The organism is Blastococcus sp. SYSU DS1021, assembly GCF_054050995.1.
On sequence record NZ_JBJHAL010000038.1, the window covers coordinates 1 to 16,633 of the forward strand.

The window sequence follows — 16,633 nt, forward strand, 5'->3', positions numbered from 1 at the left end:
CCCCCAACCAACCCACCCCCCCCACCAGCGCCGCCCCCCCCCCCCCCCCCCCCCCCCCCCCCCCCCCCCCCCCCCCCCCCCCCCCCCCCCCCCCCCCCCCCCCCCCGGTCAGCCAGCCAGGCAGGCGGTGAGTGCCCCCACCATGAGCGGCACGTCGCGGGCCGAGGCCAGCTCCCGGCAGGAGTGCATGGCGAGCATGGGGGCGCCGATGTCGACCGTGGTGACTCCCAGCCTGGTCGCCGTCAGCGGGCCGATGGTGCTCCCGCACGGGAGGTCCGCCCGCGTGACGAACGTCTGCACCGGGACGCCGGCGTCGTCGCAGCGCTCGGTGAACCAGCCCCCGGAGGCCGCGTCGGTGGCGTAGGCCTGGTTGGCGTTCACCTTGAGCACCGGCCCGCCGCCGAGCTCGGGCCGGTGCGCCGGCTCGTGCCGCTCGGCGCGCGTCGGGTGCACGGCGTGGGCCATGTCGGCCGACACGAGCACCGACCGGGCCAGCGCCCGGTGCACCGCCTGCGCATCCGCAGGAGCGGTCGCCGCGGCCAGCCGCTGGACGACGTCCTCGAGGAAGCTGCCGCGGGCGCCGGACATGGAGCCGCTGCCCACCTCCTCGTGGTCGTTGCAGACCAGCAGCTGCGTGCGTGCCCCGGCCGGTGCGGCCAGCAGGGCCAGCAGCCCGGAGTGGCAGCAGGCCAGGTCGTCGAGCCGGGGGGCGGCCACCCACGTGCCGTCCGCCCCGGCGCGCGACGCCGGCTGGGTGTCGGCCAGCACCAGGTCGGTGCCGACGACGTCGCCGGCGTCCACCCCGGCCGTGGCGGCGAGGGCCTCGGTGAGCCCCGGCCCGGTGCCGAGGTCGCGGTCCCACACCGGCACCAGGTGCTGCTGCGGGTCGAGGGTCAGCCCCTCGCGGACGCTCCGGTCGAGGTGGATGGCGAGGGAGGGCAGCCGCAGCGGGGCGCCGGGCAGCCGCACCAGGGTCGTCCCGCCCCCGCGCAGCACCAGCCTCCCGGCCACGGTCAGCTCCCGGTCCAGCCAGGTGTGCCACAGCCCGCCGCCGTAGGGCTCGACGCCCACCAGGCGGTACCCCGACTGCCGGACGTCGTTGCGCGGCCGCACCTTGAACGTCGGCGAGTCGGTGTGCGCGCCGACCAGCCGCATCCCGGTCTCGGCCAGCGGGCCGCTGCCCATCCGGAAGGCGATGAGGCTGCCGTGCCGGACGACGAAGTGCTGCCCGCCGGGCGCCGGTGCCCAGGAGTCCGCCTCGGCCAGCTCGGTGAACCCGGCTGCGCGCAGCCGGCGCGCCAGCTCGGCGACCGCGTGGGCGGGGGACGGCGAGGCGTCGACGAAGGCCCGCAGGTCGTCGCCGAGGGCGAGCTCGTCGGTCGGGGCGGCATCCGGCGTCGGCATGCGGTCATCGTGCCCGACGCCCGGACGGAGGCGGGGGAGCGGGAGGAAGCGCCCAGGTGGGATGCTCGGGAGGTGAGCCAGCGCACGGTCCCCGGGAGCCCCGACGAGCTGTCCGCCGCCCTGGCGGGCACCGGCTACCTCGCCGACGAGGGGCTGGCCACCGCCGCGCACCTGGCGCTGGCCATGCACCGGCCGCTGTTCCTCGAGGGCGAGGCCGGCGTCGGGAAGACGGCGCTGGCCCAGGCGCTGGCGGAGATCACCGGCCGGCCGCTCTACCGGCTGCAGTGCTACGAGGGGCTCGAGGCCAGCCAGGCGCTCTACGACTGGGACTTCGGCCGTCAGCTGCTGCACCTGCGCGCCGCCGAGGCCGCGCACGCCGCCGACGACCCCGCGCGGCTGGAGGCCTCGCTCTACGACCGCCGGTTCCTCCTGGCCCGGCCGCTGCTGCAGGCGCTGGAGGACTCCCCGAGCGTGCTGCTCGTCGACGAGGTGGACCGCGCCGACGACGAGTTCGAGGCGTTCCTGCTGGAGGTGCTGTCGGACTTCACCATCTCCATCCCGGAGCTCGGCACGGTGCGGGCGGAGACCCCGCCGCTGGTGGTCCTCACCTCCAACCGCACCCGCGAGGTGCACGACGCGCTCAAGCGGCGCTGCCTGTACCACTGGCTGGCGCACCCCGACTTCGACCGCGAGGTGGCGATCCTGCGCCGTCGGCTGCCCCAGGTCACCGACGAGCTGGCCCGGCAGGTGGCCCGGGCGACGGCGACGCTGCGCACCCTCGACCTGCTCAAGCCGCCCGGGGTCGCGGAGGCGATGGACTGGGCGACGGCGCTGCACACGCTCGGGGCCCGGGACCTGGACCCCGACCTGGCGGCGCGGACGCTCGGCGCGGTGCTCAAGTACCGGGAGGACACCGAGCGGGTGCGGTCGCTGGACCCGGAGGCGCTGCTCGGTGGCTGACGCGTCGGGGACGGCGGAGCGGGACGTCGTCGACACCGTGCTGGGCTTCGCCCGGACGCTGCGGCACGCGGGCGTGACCGCCTCCCCGGACCGGGTCCAGGCGATGCTCGCCGCCCTGGGCCACCTCGACGTCCTCCAGCCGTCGGCGGTCTACTGGGCCGGCCGGCTGACCCTCTGCGCCGGCCCCGACGACCTCGACCGCTACGACGCGGCCTTCCTGGCCTGGTTCTCCGGGCGACGCCCGCGCCCCGCCCCGGCACCGGTGCAGGTGCGGCCGCAGCTGGCCGCGAGCGCGCCGCTCGACGCGGGCACCGGCGAGGGGGACGAGGACCCGGACACCCCCGACCTGGCCGCCCGCGCCAGCGCCGACGAGGTGCTGCGACACCGTGACGTCGCCGGGCTGACCCACGCCGAGCGCGCCCACCTGCGCCGGTTGTTCGCCCTGCTGGTCCCGGCCGCCCCGATGCGCCCGGCCCGGCGACGGCGGCCGGCGGCCCACGGCGGTGTGCACCCGGGCCGGACCGTGCGCCGGGCGCTGCGCGAGGGCGGCGAGGTCAGCCGGCTGGTGCACCGCCGCCCGCGGCCGCGCCCCCGCCGCGTCGTGCTGCTGGTCGACGTCTCCGGGTCGATGACGCCCTACGCCGACGCGCTGCTGCGGTTCGCCCACGCGGCGGTGCGGGCCCGGCCGGCGTCGACCGAGGTGTTCACGATCGGCACCCGGCTGACCCGGGTCACCCGCGAGCTGCGGCTGCGCGACCCGGACCGGGCGCTGGCCGCCGGGGGGCAGGCGATCCCCGACTGGTCCGGCGGTACCCGGCTCGGCGAGGTGCTCAAGGCCTTCCTCGACCGGTGGGGCCAGCGCGGCACCGCGCGCGGCGCCGTGGTGGTGGTGTGCAGCGACGGCTGGGAGCGTGGGGACACCGGGCTGCTCCGGGAGCAGATGGCCCGGCTGCGGCGGCTCGCGCACGCCGTCGTCTGGGTCAACCCGCACAAGGGCCGGACGGGGTACGAACCCCTCACCGGCGGGATGCAGGCGGCGCTGCCGTCGGTCGACCACTTCGTGGCGGGGCACAGCATGGCCGCGTTCGAGGAGCTGTCGGGAGTGCTGCAGGAGCCGCGCGGGCAGCACCGGAGATCTGGGGAGGAGTTGCCGGATGCGAGACGTGCTCGATGACCTGGTCGGCTGGTGGCAGGCGGGGGAGACCGTCGGCGTGGGCACCGTGGTGGGCACCTGGCGCTCGGCGCCGCGGCCCGCCGGCGCGTCGATGCTGGTGGGGCCCGACGGCACGGCGGTGGGCAGCGTCTCCGGCGGCTGCGTCGAGGGCGCGGTGTACGAGGAGGCCAGGGACGCCGTCGCCACCGGGGAGCCCACGCTGCGCCGGTACGGGGTCAGCGACGACGACGCCTTCTCCGTCGGGCTGACCTGCGGCGGGATCCTCGACGTCTTCGTGGAGGCGGTGTCGCGCGAGTCCTTCCCCGAGCTGGGGGAGGTCGCGGAGTCGGTGGGGCGGCACGAGCCGGTCGCCGTCGTCACCGTGGTCGCCGGCCCCGACGACCGGCTGGGGCGCCGTCTGGTGCTCTGGCCCGACCGGTCCTCGGGGACGCTGGGCTCGCGACGGCTGGACGACGCCGTGGCCGACGACGCCCGCGGCATGCTCGTCGGCGGCCGCACCGGGCTGCTGCACGTGGGGCGCGACGGCGAGCGGCGCGGCGACGACCTCACCCTGTTCGTGAACTCCTTCGCCCCGGCCGCCCGCATGGTGGTGTTCGGCGCCATCGACTTCGCCGCCGCCGTCGCCCGGGTCGGCGCGTTCCTGGGCTACCGGGTCACCGTCTGCGACGCCCGGCCGGTGTTCGCCACCCCCAAGCGCTTCCCGGAGGCGCACGAGGTGGTGGTCGAGTGGCCGCACCGCTACCTGCAGGCCGAGGTCGACGCCGGGCGCATCGACGAGCGGACGGTGCTCTGCGTGCTCACCCACGACCCGAAGTTCGACGTCCCGCTGCTCGAGGTGGCGCTGCGCACCCCGGTCGCCTACGTCGGGGCGATGGGCTCGCGGCGCACCCACGACGAGCGCCTCGCCCGGTTGCGCGAAGCCGGGCTGGGCGACGAGGAGCTGGCCCGGCTCTCCTCGCCGATCGGCCTGGACCTCGGTGCCCGCACCCCGGAGGAGACGGCGGTGTCGATCGCCGCGGAGATCATCCAGGGGCGCTGGGGCGGCAGCGGCCGGCGGCTGGCCGAGGTCTCGGGCCCCATCCATCAAGGACCCCCCGGCCCCCCGCCACTCGCAGGCTCGCGACGGGCCCCTGCCGAGGGGCCGAGAGACCGCTGAGGGACGTGTCCGCGCTCCCCTTCCGCTACGGGGTGGAGGTCGTGGGTCTGCTGGCCTCGCCGGCGCACCGGTACGACGGCCGCCCCGGCGCGGCGGTGCCTGCGCAGGCCGACGACCGGCGGGAGCGGCTGGAGATCCGGGCGGGGGTCGGCATCGTCGGGGACCGGTACGCCGGGCGGCCGGCCCACCGGGACGCCCAGGTCACGGTGCTGGCGGTGGAGTCGCTGGAGTCGCTCGCCGCCGAGCTGGGCGCCCCGCCGTTCGACCCGCTGCTGGCCCGGCGGAACGTGGTGCTGCGGGGTGCCGAGGTGGAGGCGCTCCGCGGCCGGGAGTTCGCGCTGGACTGCGGCGCGGGACCGGTGCTGCTGCGCGGCGGGCGGGCGGCGAACCCCTGCGCCTGGATGGACCTGGTCCTCGCGCCCGGCGCGCACCGCGGGATGCGCGGTCGCGGCGGGGTGCGCTGCGCGGCGCTCTCCGACGGCCGGCTCGAGCTGGGACCCGCCGTCCTGACCAGCGCCGTGCCGCTGGATCCCGCCGCGGCAGGGCGGGCCCGCTCCCTGGCGCCGGGTCGCCGCTGACCTGCGACACGCCGGTCGGACCGGCTGCTGGCGGTCGCGCCGCACGCCCCGCAGTATTCCGTCCGGCCGGACGTCCGAGATCCGGAGACGTGTACTCCGGAGGTCCTCCCGTGCGCATGCGCATCCCCCAGCTCGCCGTCGCCGCCGCGAGCGCCCTGCTCCTCACCGCCTGCGGGAGCAGCAGCCCGCTCGACGGCATGACCGGGCCCGAGGTCGCCGACGCGGCCGCCGACGCCCTGGAGGAGGCCGGTTCGTTCCACGTCACCGGCACCATGGCGGAGGGCGGCGAGGAGGGCGAGCTCGACCTGCACCTGCAGGGCGACGACGTCACCGGTTCGGTGACCATGGGCGGGTCCGAGATCGAGCTGCTCCGGGTCGACGGCGAGGTGTACCTGCAGGCACCGTCGGACTTCTGGGCCTCCTTCGGCATGCCGGCGGAGATGGCCTCGCAGTTCGACGGCCGCTGGGTGATCGTCCCCGGTGAGGCCGTGGCCGAGTTCGAGGAGATCTCCCTCGACGGTTTCGTCCAGCAGTTCCGCGACCCGGACAGCGAGATCGCCGAGGAGGTCAGCTCCGAGGAGCTCGACGGCGAGGACGTGGTGGTCGTGGAGCAGGAGGACGGCAGCCGGTTGTTCGTCGCCGACGACGAGCCGGCCTACCCGCTGCAGGTCACGACCGGCGAGGGCGGCGACTCCGGCACCGTCACCTTCAGCCGGTTCGGCGAGGAGGAGGAGATCTCCGCCCCCGCCGACCCGATCGACTTCATGTCGATGATGGGCGTCTCCTGACGCCTGCTGTCCCGGCGTCGCGCCGGTCAGCCCAGCAGCTCCCGGACGGCTGACGGGGCCTGCGACGCCCGGTGCAGCGCGGCCACCCTCCCGCCGCCGGCGGCGGCGAGGGTGGTGCAGGAGGTCATCGCCTCGTCCTCGGCCGACAGCGCGAGCACCTGGAGCCGCGCCGGTATGCGAGCCAGCGACGCCGCGGCGTCCACCGGGTCGGGGCTGTCGGTCGCGACGCCGTCGGAGAGCAGCAGCACGTGGCGGTCGGCGGCGCGGGAGCGCGCGAGCTGCGTCGCCGCCGTCCGCAGCGCCAGCTCGAGGTCGGTGGTGCCGCCGCCCCTGAGGTCGCAGAGCCGGTCGACGACGACGTCCGCGCGGGGATCGGCCGACAGCGGGCGCAGCACCACGGCCTTCGACCAGAAGGCGACGACGCCGAGCTCGTCGCCCGGCCGCATGCGCTGGGCCAGGGCCGACGCCGTGAGCACCGCGGCGGCGAGTTCGTCCCCGGCCACCGACCCCGACGCGTCGACGAGCAGGACCACCGCGCGGCCGGTGGAGCGCCAGCCCCTCGTGTGCAGGTGCTCGGCGCGCCACCGGGGCTCGGCCCCCCGCGCGGCCAGCGTCGCGTCGAGGTCGACGTCCGAACCGGTCGGGTCGCGCCGGGTGACCATCCGGCTGGTGCCGGGGCGGTCGGGAGTGCCGGTGCGCGGGTTGCCCAGGGGCAGCCGTGCGGCCAGCGCCCGCGCCGCGGCGCGCAGCCGGGGGTCGAACGCGCGGGCGGCCGCGGCGAGCACCCGGGCGGCAGCGTCCGGGTCGCGTGCGGCCAGGTCGGCCACGGCCTCGGCGTCGAGGGTCCCCGCCTCCGGTGAGACGGTGTCGAAGTCGGGGTTGCTGCGCGAGAGCTCGTCGCGGCTGGACCGGCGCGCGCCCTGGGCACGCAGCAGCTCCTCGACCTGCTCGGGGTCCTCGACGACGCGGGGCGGGCCCGACGCCGGTCGCTCGCCGGCCGGCGCCGGCGGGGGTGGCGGCCCGGGGGACGCCTCCCCGGGCGTCAGGCTTTTCCCAGCTCCTCACCGGCCCGGCGCCAGATGTCGGCGACGACGTCCTCCACCGGGCGCGCCACGCCGTCGCCCCGGGTCACCTTGCCGGTGAGCGCGGCGAGGGCGGCGTCGAGCCCGGTCGCCTCCTGCAGGGGGGAGGTCTCCCGGACGGCGGCGAGCTCCACGGCGATCAGCACCGTGTCGATCGCCCCCCGCACGGAGGCGCCGATGCGCAGCTCGGGGTGGTCGCGCGTGATGCGGACCGCCCGCACCGCCCGGGCGACCAGCGTTGCCTCCCCGCCGGTCACCGCCTCGGCCACCCGCAGCTCGGCGTCCTCGTCCTGGTAGGCCATCGCCATCCGGCAGGAGCGGTCGTAGAGGGCCGGCGTGACCCGCGCGGTGCCCACCGCGTCGAACGGGTTCATCGCCGCCACCAGCCGGAAGGTGGGCCGCGCCGCGACCCGGCCGTAGCGGGGCACGTGCATCTCCCGCTCGGAGAGGACACCGAGCAGGACGTTCATCGTCTCCTCGGGGACCCGGTTGAACTCCTCGACGTAGAGCAGCGAACCCTCGGTCATGGCCCGGGTGAGCGGCCCGGGCACGAAGTTCTCCGGCCGGTAGTCCTCGGTGAGGACCCGGGAGGCGTCGTGGTGGCCGACCAGCCGGGTGGGTGTCAGCTCCGCGTTGCCCTCGACGAGCACGAGGGGGACCCCGGCGCCGTCGGCCAGGGCGCGCAGCAGCGTGGTCTTGCCGGTGCCGGGTGGGCCCTCCAGCACGACGTTGCGCCCGGCGGAGAGCGCCGCGGCGACCACCTCCGCCTCCCGCAGGCGGTCCACCACGCGCTGACGGGCCACGCGGACCATCCCGCCCACGTCGAGGTGGGCGGCGCTGCGCGTGCTGGTCACGATCCTGTCCCGGCCGGTGCCACGTCCTGGCTCAGCTCCCGTCGTCCTGGCTCACCTGGTGTGGTCCTGGCTCACCGTCGACCGTGAGCCAGGACCCCTGATGATCAGGTGACCTGATCATCAGGGGTCGGAGGCCGGGGCTCAGTCGTAGACGATGACGCCGCGGATGTTCTTGCCGGCGTGCAGGTCCTCGTAGCCCTGGTTGATGTCGTCGAGCTTGTACCGCTTGGTGATCAGCTCGTCGAGCTTGATGGCACCCTCCTGGTAGAGCCGCAGCATCTTCAGCATGTCCGCGCTGGGGTTCTGGTCGCCGAAGAGGGCGCCGCGGATCTCCTTGGTGAACAGCGCCAGCATGCTCGGGTTGATCGGGATGCCGACGTCGGTGAGGTCGCCGAGGCCGGTGATGACCACCCGGCCGCCCTTGCCGAGCGCCTCGACGCCCTGGGCGACGTGCTCGCCCTTGAGCACGCCGACGGTGATCAGAACCTTGTCCGCGCCCTGGCCGTTGGTGACGCTGCGACCGAACTCGGCGGCCTCGTCGATGCTCGCGAAGGCGTGCGTGGCGCCCAGCTCCATCGCCTTCTCGCGCTTGAAGTCGATGGGGTCGACGGCGATGACGTGGCTCGCGCCGGCGTGCGCAGCGCCCTGGACGGCGTTGATCCCGATGCCGCCGACACCCATGACGATGACGGTGTCGCCGGCCCGCACCTCGCCGGCCTGCACGGCGGTGCCCCAGCCGGTGCCGACGCCGCAGCCGACCAGGCAGGCGACGTCGAGCGGGATGTCCTTCGGGATCTTGACCGTGGAGCGGACGTCGACCGTCGTCACCTCGGCGAACGTGCCCAGCCCGCACATCTGGCCGACCGGGGTGCCGTCGGAGGTCTGGAAGCGGAAGCTCTCGGCGTCGTCCCAGCGGGAGCCGACCAGGAGGTTGGCGCCGGAGTCGCAGATGTACTGCTGGCCGTTCGCGCAGTACCGGCAACGGCCGCAGCCGGGGAGGAAGGAGAAGACGACGTGGTCACCCTCCGCGAAGTCCTTCGTCCCGGGGCCCACCGCGGTGACGACGCCGGCGCCCTCGTGGCCGCCGAGGAAGGGGTAGTGCCCGACGGGCATGTCCCCGGTGGCGATGTGGTCGTCGGAGTGGCACATGCCGGAGGCGGCGAGCTTCACCTGGAGCTCACCGACCTGGGGGTCGTCGGCGACCAGGTCGGTGACCTCCCACTTGCCGGGGGCTGAGCGCAGGATCGCGCCGCGGGTGTTCACGGGCACAGGAACCTCCTCGTCGCCCTCGTCGTCGAGGGCCGTCCACCTCATGCGCGGGCACGCATGCCTGCCGCGCACGCTATGACCCCGATCACACCCTGGGAAGGGGCATGCAACGTTGGCGCCGGGCCCACCGGCCTCGGTGCAACGTTCGGGGCACGCACACTGGTCCGGTGCCCCGCCCCCCGGTCGTCGTCGTCGGCGCGGGGCCCGTCGGGCTCACCGCCGCGCTGCTCCTGGCTCGCACCGGGCTCCCCGTCGTCGTCGTGGAGCGGCACGCGGCCCCCTATCCGCTGCCCCGCGCGGTGCACCTGGACGACGAGGTGTTCCGCGTGCTGCAGGCGGCCGGCGTGGCCGACGACGTCGCCGCCCGCTGCCGGCCGATGGCCGGGCTGCGCCTGCTGGACGCCGCCCACCGGGTGCTGGCCGAGTTCCGGCGCGCCCCGGACGCCGGCACGAACGGCTGGCCGCAGGGATCGTTCGTGCACCAGCCCGATCTGGAGGAGGTGCTGGCGGCCGCGGTCGCGTCGACGCCCGGGATCGAGGTGCACCGCGGGAGCGAGGTGACCGGGCTCGACCAGGACGGCGGCGGGGTGACCGTGCGGGTGACCGACCGGGCGACCGGGGCGGACCGCTCCGTCCGGGCGGTGGGGGTCCTCGGCTGCGACGGCGCGAACAGCACCGTGCGGAAGCTGATCGGCGCCCGGATGCGTGACCTCGGCCCCGCCGACCGCTGGCTGGTGGTCGATGCGCGCGCGCCGGTCCCGCTGCCGGTCTGGCCGGGGGTGCACCAGGTCTGCGACCCGGGCCGGGCGGCCACGTTCATGCCGGTGACCGGCGACCGCTACCGCTGGGAGTTCCGGCTGGCGCCGGGCGAGACGGCCGAGGAGCTCGCCGACCCGGCCCGGCTGGCGGCGCTGCTGGCCCCGGTCGCCCGCGGCACGGAGGTCGAGGTGGTCCGTGCGGTGGAGTACACGTTCCGGGCGCAGGTGGCCGACCGCTGGCGCGACGGCCGGGTGCTGCTGGCCGGAGACGCCGCCCATCTCACCCCGCCGTTCGTGGGGCAGGGCCTGGGCCTGGGGCTGCGCGATGTGCACCAGCTGGCCTGGAAGCTCGCCGCCGTGCTGGCCGGGGAGGCCGGTGAGGAGCTGTTGGACACGTACCAGGCCGAGCGCGAGCCGCACGCCCGGGCGCTGATCCGGGTGGCGCTGCTGCTCGGGCGGCTGATGACCGGCGGCGGGCGCGGGGGCGCCGTCGCCCGCCGGGCCGTGCTGACCGCCGTCCGGCGGATCCCGGCCGTCGCCCGGCTGGCCACCGACAGCCGGACCCCGCCGCTGCGCCGCGGCCCGCTGGTGGCGCGCCGCGGCCGGGCCGGCCGCCGGCTGGCCGGGACGCTGGTCCCGCAGCCGGAGGTGCTCGTCGACGGCCGGCCGTGCCGGCTGGACGACGTCCTCGGCGAGGGGTGGGCCGAGCTGTCCGCGGAGCTCGTGGTGCGCCGGGCCGACGGGACGGAGGTGCGGATCGTCGATCCCAGCGGCACACTGCGCCGATGGCTGGGGCCGGCCGCCGCGGTGCGGGTCCGCCCCGACCGCATCGTGGCCGCCGTCCGCCGGTGAGGCTCCCGCCCACCGCCGAGAGCCGGTGCACCCGGACGGGTGTTCCGGCCGAGGAGGGCGCCTCGACCGCTTGTCCCGGCGGGCGGGTGTGGTGATCCTCGGTCGGTGAACGAGTGGTTGACGCGGGCGTCGCGCACGCAACTGGGGCTGATCATGGGGCTCTTCTGCGGGGCGGGTGCGGCGTTCGGCGTCGCGGTCCTCGGCGGGCAGGGCTGGAGCGCTGCCGTGCCCGGAGCCGTCGGAGCGGCGATCGGTGGAGGCCTGGTCGGGGCGACGCTGATGCACGGGCAGCTCCGGCGCCAGGCAGAGGCGGTCGGCGTGCTGGGGGGACGCGCCCGGCGCGCCGCCGGGCGGGCGTCGCTGCGGGGGCCCGTACCCGAGGACCCGGAGACCCGCGCCGCCGCCTACGCGCTGGTGGAGCACGCACTCGCCGAACGCCGGCGCAACCGCGTTCCCAGCGTGGTCGGCGCGGTAGTCCTCCTCGCGATGACGGTCTACCTGGCCGTGCAGGCGTCACCCTGGTGGTGGATCGGGGTGGCGGTCCTGGCCGGGTTGCTGGCGTACGGCTGGTTCGTGCTGCCCCGGCGGTTGCGGCGCCGGGCCGAGCTGCTGGACCCCGACGCCGGCTAACGCGGCCGGCCGATGCCGACCGCGTAGAGGGTGCCCAGCACGGCACCCGGCGGGAGCGCCACGTAGAGCCACCACGGGTGGATCCCGCCCACGGTGGCCTCGAGGATCCCCCAGACCACCAGGTTCACCAGGCTGATGCACGCCCAGATGATCACGAGCACCTTCATCGCGGTGCCGGCGTCGTCGTCGCTGAACGCCCGGCGCGGCCCCGGGGGCGGGGGCAGCGCGGGCAGGTCGGCGGTGACCCGGGCAAGGTCGCCCCGGGTCCGCGCCGCCCACACGGCCTGCACCCGCTCGTCGAACTCGTGCAGGTCGAGCTGCCCGGCGTCGTGCGCCCGCTGCAGCCCGGCCTGCACGTCGGCGCGCTCGGCGTCGGAGATGCGGAGGTCCTCGGGTCGGACCGGCTGGCTCACACCGGACATCCTGGCAGGCGTCCGGCCCGGCGTCAGGCCTCGCGGCGCCGCCGGGCCGGGGAGGTGGCCAGGAGCGCGTTCTCCACCGCGGTGTCGCCGAGTGCCCGCTCGAACCCCGGGGGGACGACGAGGTCGTCGCGGGAGAGGTCGGCGACGTCGGAACGCCCGAGGCCGACCATCGCGGAGCCGAGCCCGTCGCGCAGCAGGTCGAGGACGTTCTCCACCCCGGCCTGGCCGTTGGCGGCGAGGCCCCAGAGGTAGGCGCGGCCGATCATGACCGCCTTCGCGCCCAGCGCCAGGGCCTTGGCGACGTCGCCACCGCGCCGGATCCCGCCGTCGAGCAGCACCTCGATCTGGTCGCCCACCGCGTCGGCGACCGCGGGCAGGGCCCGGACCGAGGCGGGGGTGCCGTCGAGGTTGTTGCCGCCGTGGTTGCTCACCGAGATGGCGGTGACGCCGGCGTCGACGGCGCGCTTGGCGTCGTCCACCCGCATGACGCCCTTGAGCATGAACGGGCCGTCCCACTGGGAGCGCAGCCAGGCGACGTCCTCCCACGTGGGCATCGGCGACTGCTGCCACATGCCGTAGGCGCCGAAGAACGTCGGCGCCGGCTCGCCCGGCGTCGCCACCATGTTGGGCACGGTGAGGTCGGGCAGCTTGCGGGTCCTCGCGAAGTCCAGCAGCCAGCGCGGCTTGACCAGCACCTGCGGCGCGTACTTGCGGGCGGCCTGGAAGTCGATCTTCTCCGGGATGAACGGGCTGCCCCAGTCGCGGCCGTAGGCGAACGACCAGTCGAGGGTCGCGATCATCCCGACGGCCCCGGCCTGCTTCGCCCGGTCCATCCGGGCGAGCATCTCGTCGCGCGTGCCCACCCAGTACATCTGGAAGAACGTCTGCGGGTTGGCTGCGACGACCTCCTCGATCGGCTTGCTGGCGAAGCTCGACAGGCCCATGGCCACCCCGCGGGCGGCAGCGGCCCGCGCGACGGCCACCTCACCGTCGGGGTGGACGGCCTGCACGCCGGTCGGGCTGATCATGACCGGCATCGACATGGGCTGGCCCATGACCGTCACGGCCGTGTTCCGCTCGTTGGCCAGCCCGGCGGTGTGCGGCGCGAAGCCGATCTCGGCGAAGGCGGCGAGGTTGTCCTCGAGGGTCAGGCCGCGCTCGGAGCCGGCGACCAGCGCGCCGTAGACGCCCTTCGGCAGCCGCTTCTTCGCCCGGCGCTGCGCCTCGGCGACCGATTCGAACCACGCGTTGGCCATGGGCATCTCCTTCGTCGGCCCGGTGCGCCGGGCGGTGGGCCGGCGCGAGGCCGGTGGCACTGAGTGCCAGGCTAGCGCCGCGGGTGAGACGGCGGCCACACCGGCCGCCCGGACGGGTCAGCCGCGCAGGCTGGGGAAGCCCGCCGCCATCTCGTCGAACGCCAGGTGCAGGTGCCCGGTCAGGGACGACGCGTCGTCGGCGAGCCACGCCTCGAAGGCCGTCGTCGCCGCTGCGCGCGTGCTCGCCGCGACCAGGCGGGGCAGCAGCCCGCTGGGGGAGCTGCCCGTCCGGGCGGCGACGTGCTGGGCGACGACCCGGTCGACCTCGGCGAAGCGCAGCTGGCTGTGGGCCAGCAGGGCGGGCTCGGTGAGGATCAGCCGCATGCGCTCCCGCAGCAGCGGCAGCTCGGCTGCCGGGTAGTCGTTGACCTCGAGGTACGCCGCGCAGACCGAGGTGAGCACCGGCTGCGCCGGGTCGGCCGCGGCGAGCAGCTGCTGGAGCCGGGCGACGTGACCGGCGAAGTCGCCCCACACGGCGTCGGCCTTGGTGGGGAAGTAGCGGAAGAAGGTCCGGCGGCTGATGCCGGCGGAGTCGGCGACCTCGTCGCTGGTGACTTCCTCGAAGCCGCGCACGGTGAAGAGGTCCAGGGCCGCGCGCTCGACACGGGCGCGCCCCGCCGGCGCCGTCCTCGTCTCCACCACGCGCGCATTCTGCCCGGTGGGCGTGGCGCCCGGCGCCCGCCGACCCCGCTCTTGCTCCTGGCACCGGGTGTCACTAACGTCCGCCTCGACCATGTGACCGCGTTCACGGAGGCCCCCATGCCCGAGCCCACCCAGACCGACGTCGCCGCCGCCGAGTTCCGGACCCCCGAGGCGCCCGCCACCGAGGAGGCCCTCGTCGAGGAGTCGCTCGTCGAGGAGGTCTCCATCGACGGCATGTGCGGCGTGTACTGATCGACGCCGTGCCGACGACGAACGGGACCGGCCCGGCGACCGGGACGGCCGCCGGCTTCGACGCGGAGCTGCCCTGGCGCCGGGCCCGTTCCGTCGCGCTGCGGCCGGAGCCGTTCGGCGCGCTCGTCTACCACTTCGGCAACCGGAAGCTGTCGTTCCTGAAGTCGAAGACGCTGGTCGCGGTCGTCGAGGCGCTGGGCGACCACCCCAGCGCGGCGGCGGCCCTGACCGCGTGCGGCGTCCCCGACACCCAGCGCGGCGCCTACGTGAAGGCGCTGGCCGACCTCGCCAGCTCGCAGATGATCGAACGCCGGGAGACCCAGTGACCGCAGTGCTGCCCGCCCGCCCCGAGCGCCCCACCGGCGGGCGGCTGATCGACCAGTTCGAGTACGGCCTGGACGCCCCGATCTGCCTGACCTGGGAGCTCACCTACGCCTGCAACCTGGCGTGCGCCCACTGCCTGTCCTCCTCGGGCCGGCGCGACCCGCGCGAGCTCTCCACCGCCGAGGCCGAGGCGGTCATCGACGAGCTGCAGCGGATGCAGGTCTTCTACGTCAACGTCGGCGGCGGCGAGCCCACGGTGCGGCCGGACTTCTGGCACCTGCTCGACTACGCCATCGGCCACGACGTCGGGGTCAAGTTCTCCACCAACGGCGTCAAGCTGGACAAGCAGCGGGCCGCGCAGCTGGCCCGCACCGACTACGTCGACGTGCAGATCTCCCTGGACGGCGCCACCGCCGAGGTCAACGACCGCGTCCGCGGCACCGGCTCCTACGCCACCGCGATCCGGGCGCTGGAGAACCTGGCCGAGGCCGGGATGAAGGACTTCAAGGTCTCCGTCGTCGTCACCCGGGAGAACGCCGGCCAGCTGGACGAGTTCAAGGCGCTCACCGACTCCTTCGGCGCCCAGCTGCGGATCACCCGGTTGCGCCCCTCGGGCCGCGGGGCCGACGTCTGGGACCAGCTGCACCCGACGGCCCAGCAGCAGCGGGAGCTGTATGACTGGCTGCTGGCCAACGGCGAGGGCGTGCTGACCGGCGACTCGTTCTTCCACCTGTCGGCGTTCGGTGAGGCGCTCCCGGGCCTCAACCTCTGCGGTGCCGGGCGGGTCGTCTGCCTGATCGACCCGGTGGGCGACGTCTACGCCTGCCCGTTCGCCATCCACGAGAACTTCCTCGCCGGCAACGTGCGCTCACCCGGCGGCTTCCGGAAGGTGTGGCAGGAGAGCGAGCTGTTCGCCGACCTGCGCAGCCCGCAGACCGGCGGCGCCTGCACGAAGTGCGCGCACTTCGACGCCTGCCGCGGCGGCTGCATGGCGGCGAAGTTCTTCACCGGGCTGCCGCTGGACGGGCCCGACCCCGAGTGCGTGCAGGGCTACGGGGAGACGGCGCTGGCGGCCCGCGACGTCGAGCTGGTCACCCCGCGCAGCCACATCGACCACTCGCACAAGGGCCCGGTCCGCGGGCAGCCCACGCTGCTCGGCATGCCCGCGCTGCCGCCGGCGAAGGCCTGCGACGAGTCGCCCCTGGCGGGCCTCGACCTGCGCTGAACCCCGGCGCCGGCCCGCGGGGCCGGCGCCGGGCGGCCGCTGCTAGAGGTCGACCTTCTTGTTCTCCCCCGCGTCGATCCGCTCGCCGGTGGCCTTGGCCTTCACGAAGCTGAACGCGGTGGCCAGCCGGCCGCCCGGGCTGTCCCAGTACTCCGCCGAGTCGCCCTCGACCTTGATCAGCACCACGTCGGGGTCCTCGGGGCCGTTCGGGAACCAGGCCTCGACGCCGCCGTTCCACAGCTCCTTCTTCTTGGCCAGGTCGTCCACCACGACGGCGTGACCGGTGAGCGACACCCAGGTGCCGCCGGAGCCGATGCCGACGTTCACCTGGGGCTGCGCGGCGATGTGCGCCACCGGGTGGGAGCCGCGCTCGGCGAAGAACCACAGGTCGCCGTCGAACTCGACCTCCTGCAGCGTCATCGGCCGGCTGGTCAGCTTGCCGCCGGGGGCGATGGTGGTGAGGAAGCCGAAGCGCTCCCCCTTGATCAGCTCGGCGACCTTGCGGGTGTCCTCGGTACTCATGCCGGGCTGGTGCCCACGGTGGTCCCGCCCGACACCCCTCAGCGCGCGTCGAGGTAGCGCCAGGCGCCGTCCTCCCGGACGAACCGGCTGATCTCGTGCTGGCTGCCGCGCTCGCCGCCGGCGACGTACCAGGCGCGGAACTCCACGGTCCCCTCGGTGGCGAGCAGCCCGCCGCCGGTGGTGGCGAGCACGTCCAGGCCGGTCCAGCGCACCTGCGGATCGAGCTCCACCGACGCCGGCCGGGTGGTGGAGTGCCAGCTGGTCAGCAGGTAGCCGGCGTCGCCGACGGCGAAGGCGCTGTACCGCGACCGCATGAGCTGCTCGGCGGAGACCGCCGTCGCCTCGCCGGCGTGCAGGCGTCCGCAGCACTCGGCGTAGGGCAGGCCGGTGCCGCACGGGCAGCGTCGGGGAGCCATGGGGCCAGT

At 75.6% G+C, this 16,633-nt stretch carries 19 protein-coding genes; 10 read left to right on the plus strand and 9 right to left on the minus strand.

Annotated features, from left to right (window positions below; genetic code table 11):
* Positions 1-108 precede the first annotated feature (108 nt).
* Positions 109-1,404, minus strand: coding sequence for a M18 family aminopeptidase (locus ACI8AP_RS20150; RefSeq protein ID WP_456591150.1), 1,296 nt, complete (start codon positions 1,402-1,404; stop codon positions 109-111).
* Between the two features lie 72 nt (positions 1,405-1,476).
* On the opposite strand from ACI8AP_RS20150, the gene ACI8AP_RS20155 reads away from it, so the two are divergent.
* From ACI8AP_RS20155 to ACI8AP_RS20175, 5 genes are all read left to right on the plus strand, one after another.
* Entirely contained in the window at positions 1,477-2,364 is an 888-nt protein-coding gene (locus tag ACI8AP_RS20155) for an AAA family ATPase (protein WP_456591151.1), read from the plus strand.
* Positions 2,357-3,538 carry a vWA domain-containing protein gene (locus ACI8AP_RS20160; protein ID WP_456591152.1) on the plus strand — a complete coding sequence of 394 codons (1,182 nt, stop codon included), beginning with the start codon at positions 2,357-2,359 and terminating at the stop codon, positions 3,536-3,538. Before ACI8AP_RS20155 ends, ACI8AP_RS20160 begins: the two co-directional genes overlap by 8 nt.
* On the plus strand, positions 3,519-4,694 hold the full coding sequence (locus tag ACI8AP_RS20165) for an XdhC family protein (RefSeq protein WP_456591153.1): 1,176 nt from the start codon (positions 3,519-3,521) through the stop codon (positions 4,692-4,694). The genes ACI8AP_RS20160 and ACI8AP_RS20165 overlap by 20 nt, the downstream gene beginning before the upstream one ends.
* Positions 4,695-4,699: 5 nt before the next feature.
* A complete protein-coding gene (locus tag ACI8AP_RS20170) occupies positions 4,700-5,272 on the plus strand; it encodes an MOSC domain-containing protein (RefSeq protein ID WP_456591154.1) in 573 nt (190 codons plus the stop codon).
* A gap of 110 nt (positions 5,273-5,382) precedes the next feature.
* Positions 5,383-6,060 carry a hypothetical protein gene (locus ACI8AP_RS20175; protein WP_456591155.1) on the plus strand — a complete coding sequence of 226 codons (678 nt, stop codon included), beginning with the start codon at positions 5,383-5,385 and terminating at the stop codon, positions 6,058-6,060.
* Positions 6,061-6,086: 26 nt separating this feature from the next.
* On the opposite strand, the gene ACI8AP_RS20180 is transcribed toward ACI8AP_RS20175, so the two are convergent.
* The 3 genes from ACI8AP_RS20180 to ACI8AP_RS20190 all read right to left on the minus strand — a co-directional run bounded on the left by ACI8AP_RS20180 (position 6,087) and on the right by ACI8AP_RS20190 (position 9,265).
* Positions 6,087-6,887 (minus strand): vWA domain-containing protein, encoded by an 801-nt coding sequence (locus ACI8AP_RS20180; RefSeq protein WP_456591156.1) that lies wholly within the window; start codon positions 6,885-6,887, stop codon positions 6,087-6,089.
* 215 nt (positions 6,888-7,102) lie between these two features.
* Positions 7,103-7,996 (minus strand): AAA family ATPase, encoded by an 894-nt coding sequence (locus ACI8AP_RS20185; RefSeq protein ID WP_456591157.1) that lies wholly within the window; start codon positions 7,994-7,996, stop codon positions 7,103-7,105.
* Positions 7,997-8,137: 141 nt separating this feature from the next.
* The gene (locus tag ACI8AP_RS20190; protein WP_456591158.1) at positions 8,138-9,265 is read right to left on the minus strand and encodes an NDMA-dependent alcohol dehydrogenase; all 1,128 of its coding nucleotides are present in this window, start codon (positions 9,263-9,265) and stop codon (positions 8,138-8,140) included.
* Positions 9,266-9,432: 167 nt separating this feature from the next.
* Between ACI8AP_RS20190 and ACI8AP_RS20195 the strand changes: the two genes are divergently transcribed.
* Both ACI8AP_RS20195 and ACI8AP_RS20200 read left to right on the plus strand, forming a co-directional pair.
* Entirely contained in the window at positions 9,433-10,875 is a 1,443-nt protein-coding gene (locus tag ACI8AP_RS20195; protein WP_456591159.1) for a bifunctional 3-(3-hydroxy-phenyl)propionate/3-hydroxycinnamic acid hydroxylase, read from the plus strand.
* 105 nt (positions 10,876-10,980) lie between these two features.
* Positions 10,981-11,505: a hypothetical protein gene (locus tag ACI8AP_RS20200; protein WP_456591160.1), complete on the plus strand. Its 525-nt coding sequence runs from the start codon at positions 10,981-10,983 to the stop codon at positions 11,503-11,505.
* On the opposite strand, the gene ACI8AP_RS20205 is transcribed toward ACI8AP_RS20200, so the two are convergent.
* From ACI8AP_RS20205 to mftR, 3 genes are all read right to left on the minus strand, one after another.
* Positions 11,502-11,918: a DUF1707 SHOCT-like domain-containing protein gene (locus ACI8AP_RS20205; protein ID WP_456591161.1), complete on the minus strand. Its 417-nt coding sequence runs from the start codon at positions 11,916-11,918 to the stop codon at positions 11,502-11,504. The two genes, ACI8AP_RS20200 and ACI8AP_RS20205, sit on opposite strands and share 4 nt — an antisense overlap.
* A gap of 32 nt (positions 11,919-11,950) precedes the next feature.
* Positions 11,951-13,183, minus strand: coding sequence for a pre-mycofactocin synthase MftD (gene mftD, locus ACI8AP_RS20210; RefSeq protein ID WP_456591162.1), 1,233 nt, complete (start codon positions 13,181-13,183; stop codon positions 11,951-11,953).
* A 117-nt stretch (positions 13,184-13,300) separates the two neighbouring features.
* Positions 13,301-13,885: a mycofactocin system transcriptional regulator gene (gene mftR / locus ACI8AP_RS20215; protein WP_456591163.1), complete on the minus strand. Its 585-nt coding sequence runs from the start codon at positions 13,883-13,885 to the stop codon at positions 13,301-13,303.
* A gap of 117 nt (positions 13,886-14,002) precedes the next feature.
* On the opposite strand from mftR, the gene mftA reads away from it, so the two are divergent.
* From mftA to mftC, 3 genes are read left to right on the plus strand one after another with little or no spacing between them, the layout of a single operon-like run.
* A complete protein-coding gene (mftA, locus tag ACI8AP_RS20220) occupies positions 14,003-14,137 on the plus strand; it encodes a mycofactocin precursor MftA (RefSeq protein WP_456591164.1) in 135 nt (44 codons plus the stop codon).
* An 8-nt stretch (positions 14,138-14,145) separates the two neighbouring features.
* Entirely contained in the window at positions 14,146-14,463 is a 318-nt protein-coding gene (gene mftB, locus ACI8AP_RS20225) for a mycofactocin biosynthesis chaperone MftB (RefSeq protein WP_456591165.1), read from the plus strand.
* Positions 14,460-15,686, plus strand: coding sequence for a mycofactocin radical SAM maturase (mftC, locus tag ACI8AP_RS20230; protein WP_456591166.1), 1,227 nt, complete (start codon positions 14,460-14,462; stop codon positions 15,684-15,686). The genes mftB and mftC overlap by 4 nt, the downstream gene beginning before the upstream one ends.
* Positions 15,687-15,728: 42 nt before the next feature.
* Here the strand turns inward: mftC and ACI8AP_RS20235 are convergent, their stop codons facing one another.
* Positions 15,729-16,208, minus strand: a complete 480-nt coding sequence (locus ACI8AP_RS20235; RefSeq protein ID WP_456591167.1) for a pyridoxamine 5'-phosphate oxidase family protein — start codon at positions 16,206-16,208, stop codon at positions 15,729-15,731.
* A 38-nt stretch (positions 16,209-16,246) separates the two neighbouring features.
* Positions 16,247-16,624 carry a YchJ family protein gene (locus tag ACI8AP_RS20240; RefSeq protein ID WP_456591168.1) on the minus strand — a complete coding sequence of 126 codons (378 nt, stop codon included), beginning with the start codon at positions 16,622-16,624 and terminating at the stop codon, positions 16,247-16,249.
* Between the last annotated feature and the right edge of the window lie 9 nt (positions 16,625-16,633).

What these genes read in the sequence shown, in the direction of transcription:
- ACI8AP_RS20235 (WP_456591167.1), bottom strand. Translation starts at nt 16,208, where the DNA reads ATGAGTACCGAGGACACCCGCAAGGTCGCCGAGCTGATCAAGGGGGAG.
- mftD (WP_456591162.1), bottom strand. Translation starts at nt 13,183, where the DNA reads ATGGCCAACGCGTGGTTCGAATCGGTCGCCGAGGCGCAGCGCCGGGCG.
- ACI8AP_RS20240 (WP_456591168.1), bottom strand. Translation starts at nt 16,624, where the DNA reads ATGGCTCCCCGACGCTGCCCGTGCGGCACCGGCCTGCCCTACGCCGAG.
- mftA (WP_456591164.1), top strand. Translation starts at nt 14,003, where the DNA reads ATGCCCGAGCCCACCCAGACCGACGTCGCCGCCGCCGAGTTCCGGACC.
- ACI8AP_RS20165 (WP_456591153.1), top strand. Translation starts at nt 3,519, where the DNA reads ATGCGAGACGTGCTCGATGACCTGGTCGGCTGGTGGCAGGCGGGGGAG.
- ACI8AP_RS20150 (WP_456591150.1), bottom strand. Translation starts at nt 1,404, where the DNA reads ATGCCGACGCCGGATGCCGCCCCGACCGACGAGCTCGCCCTCGGCGAC.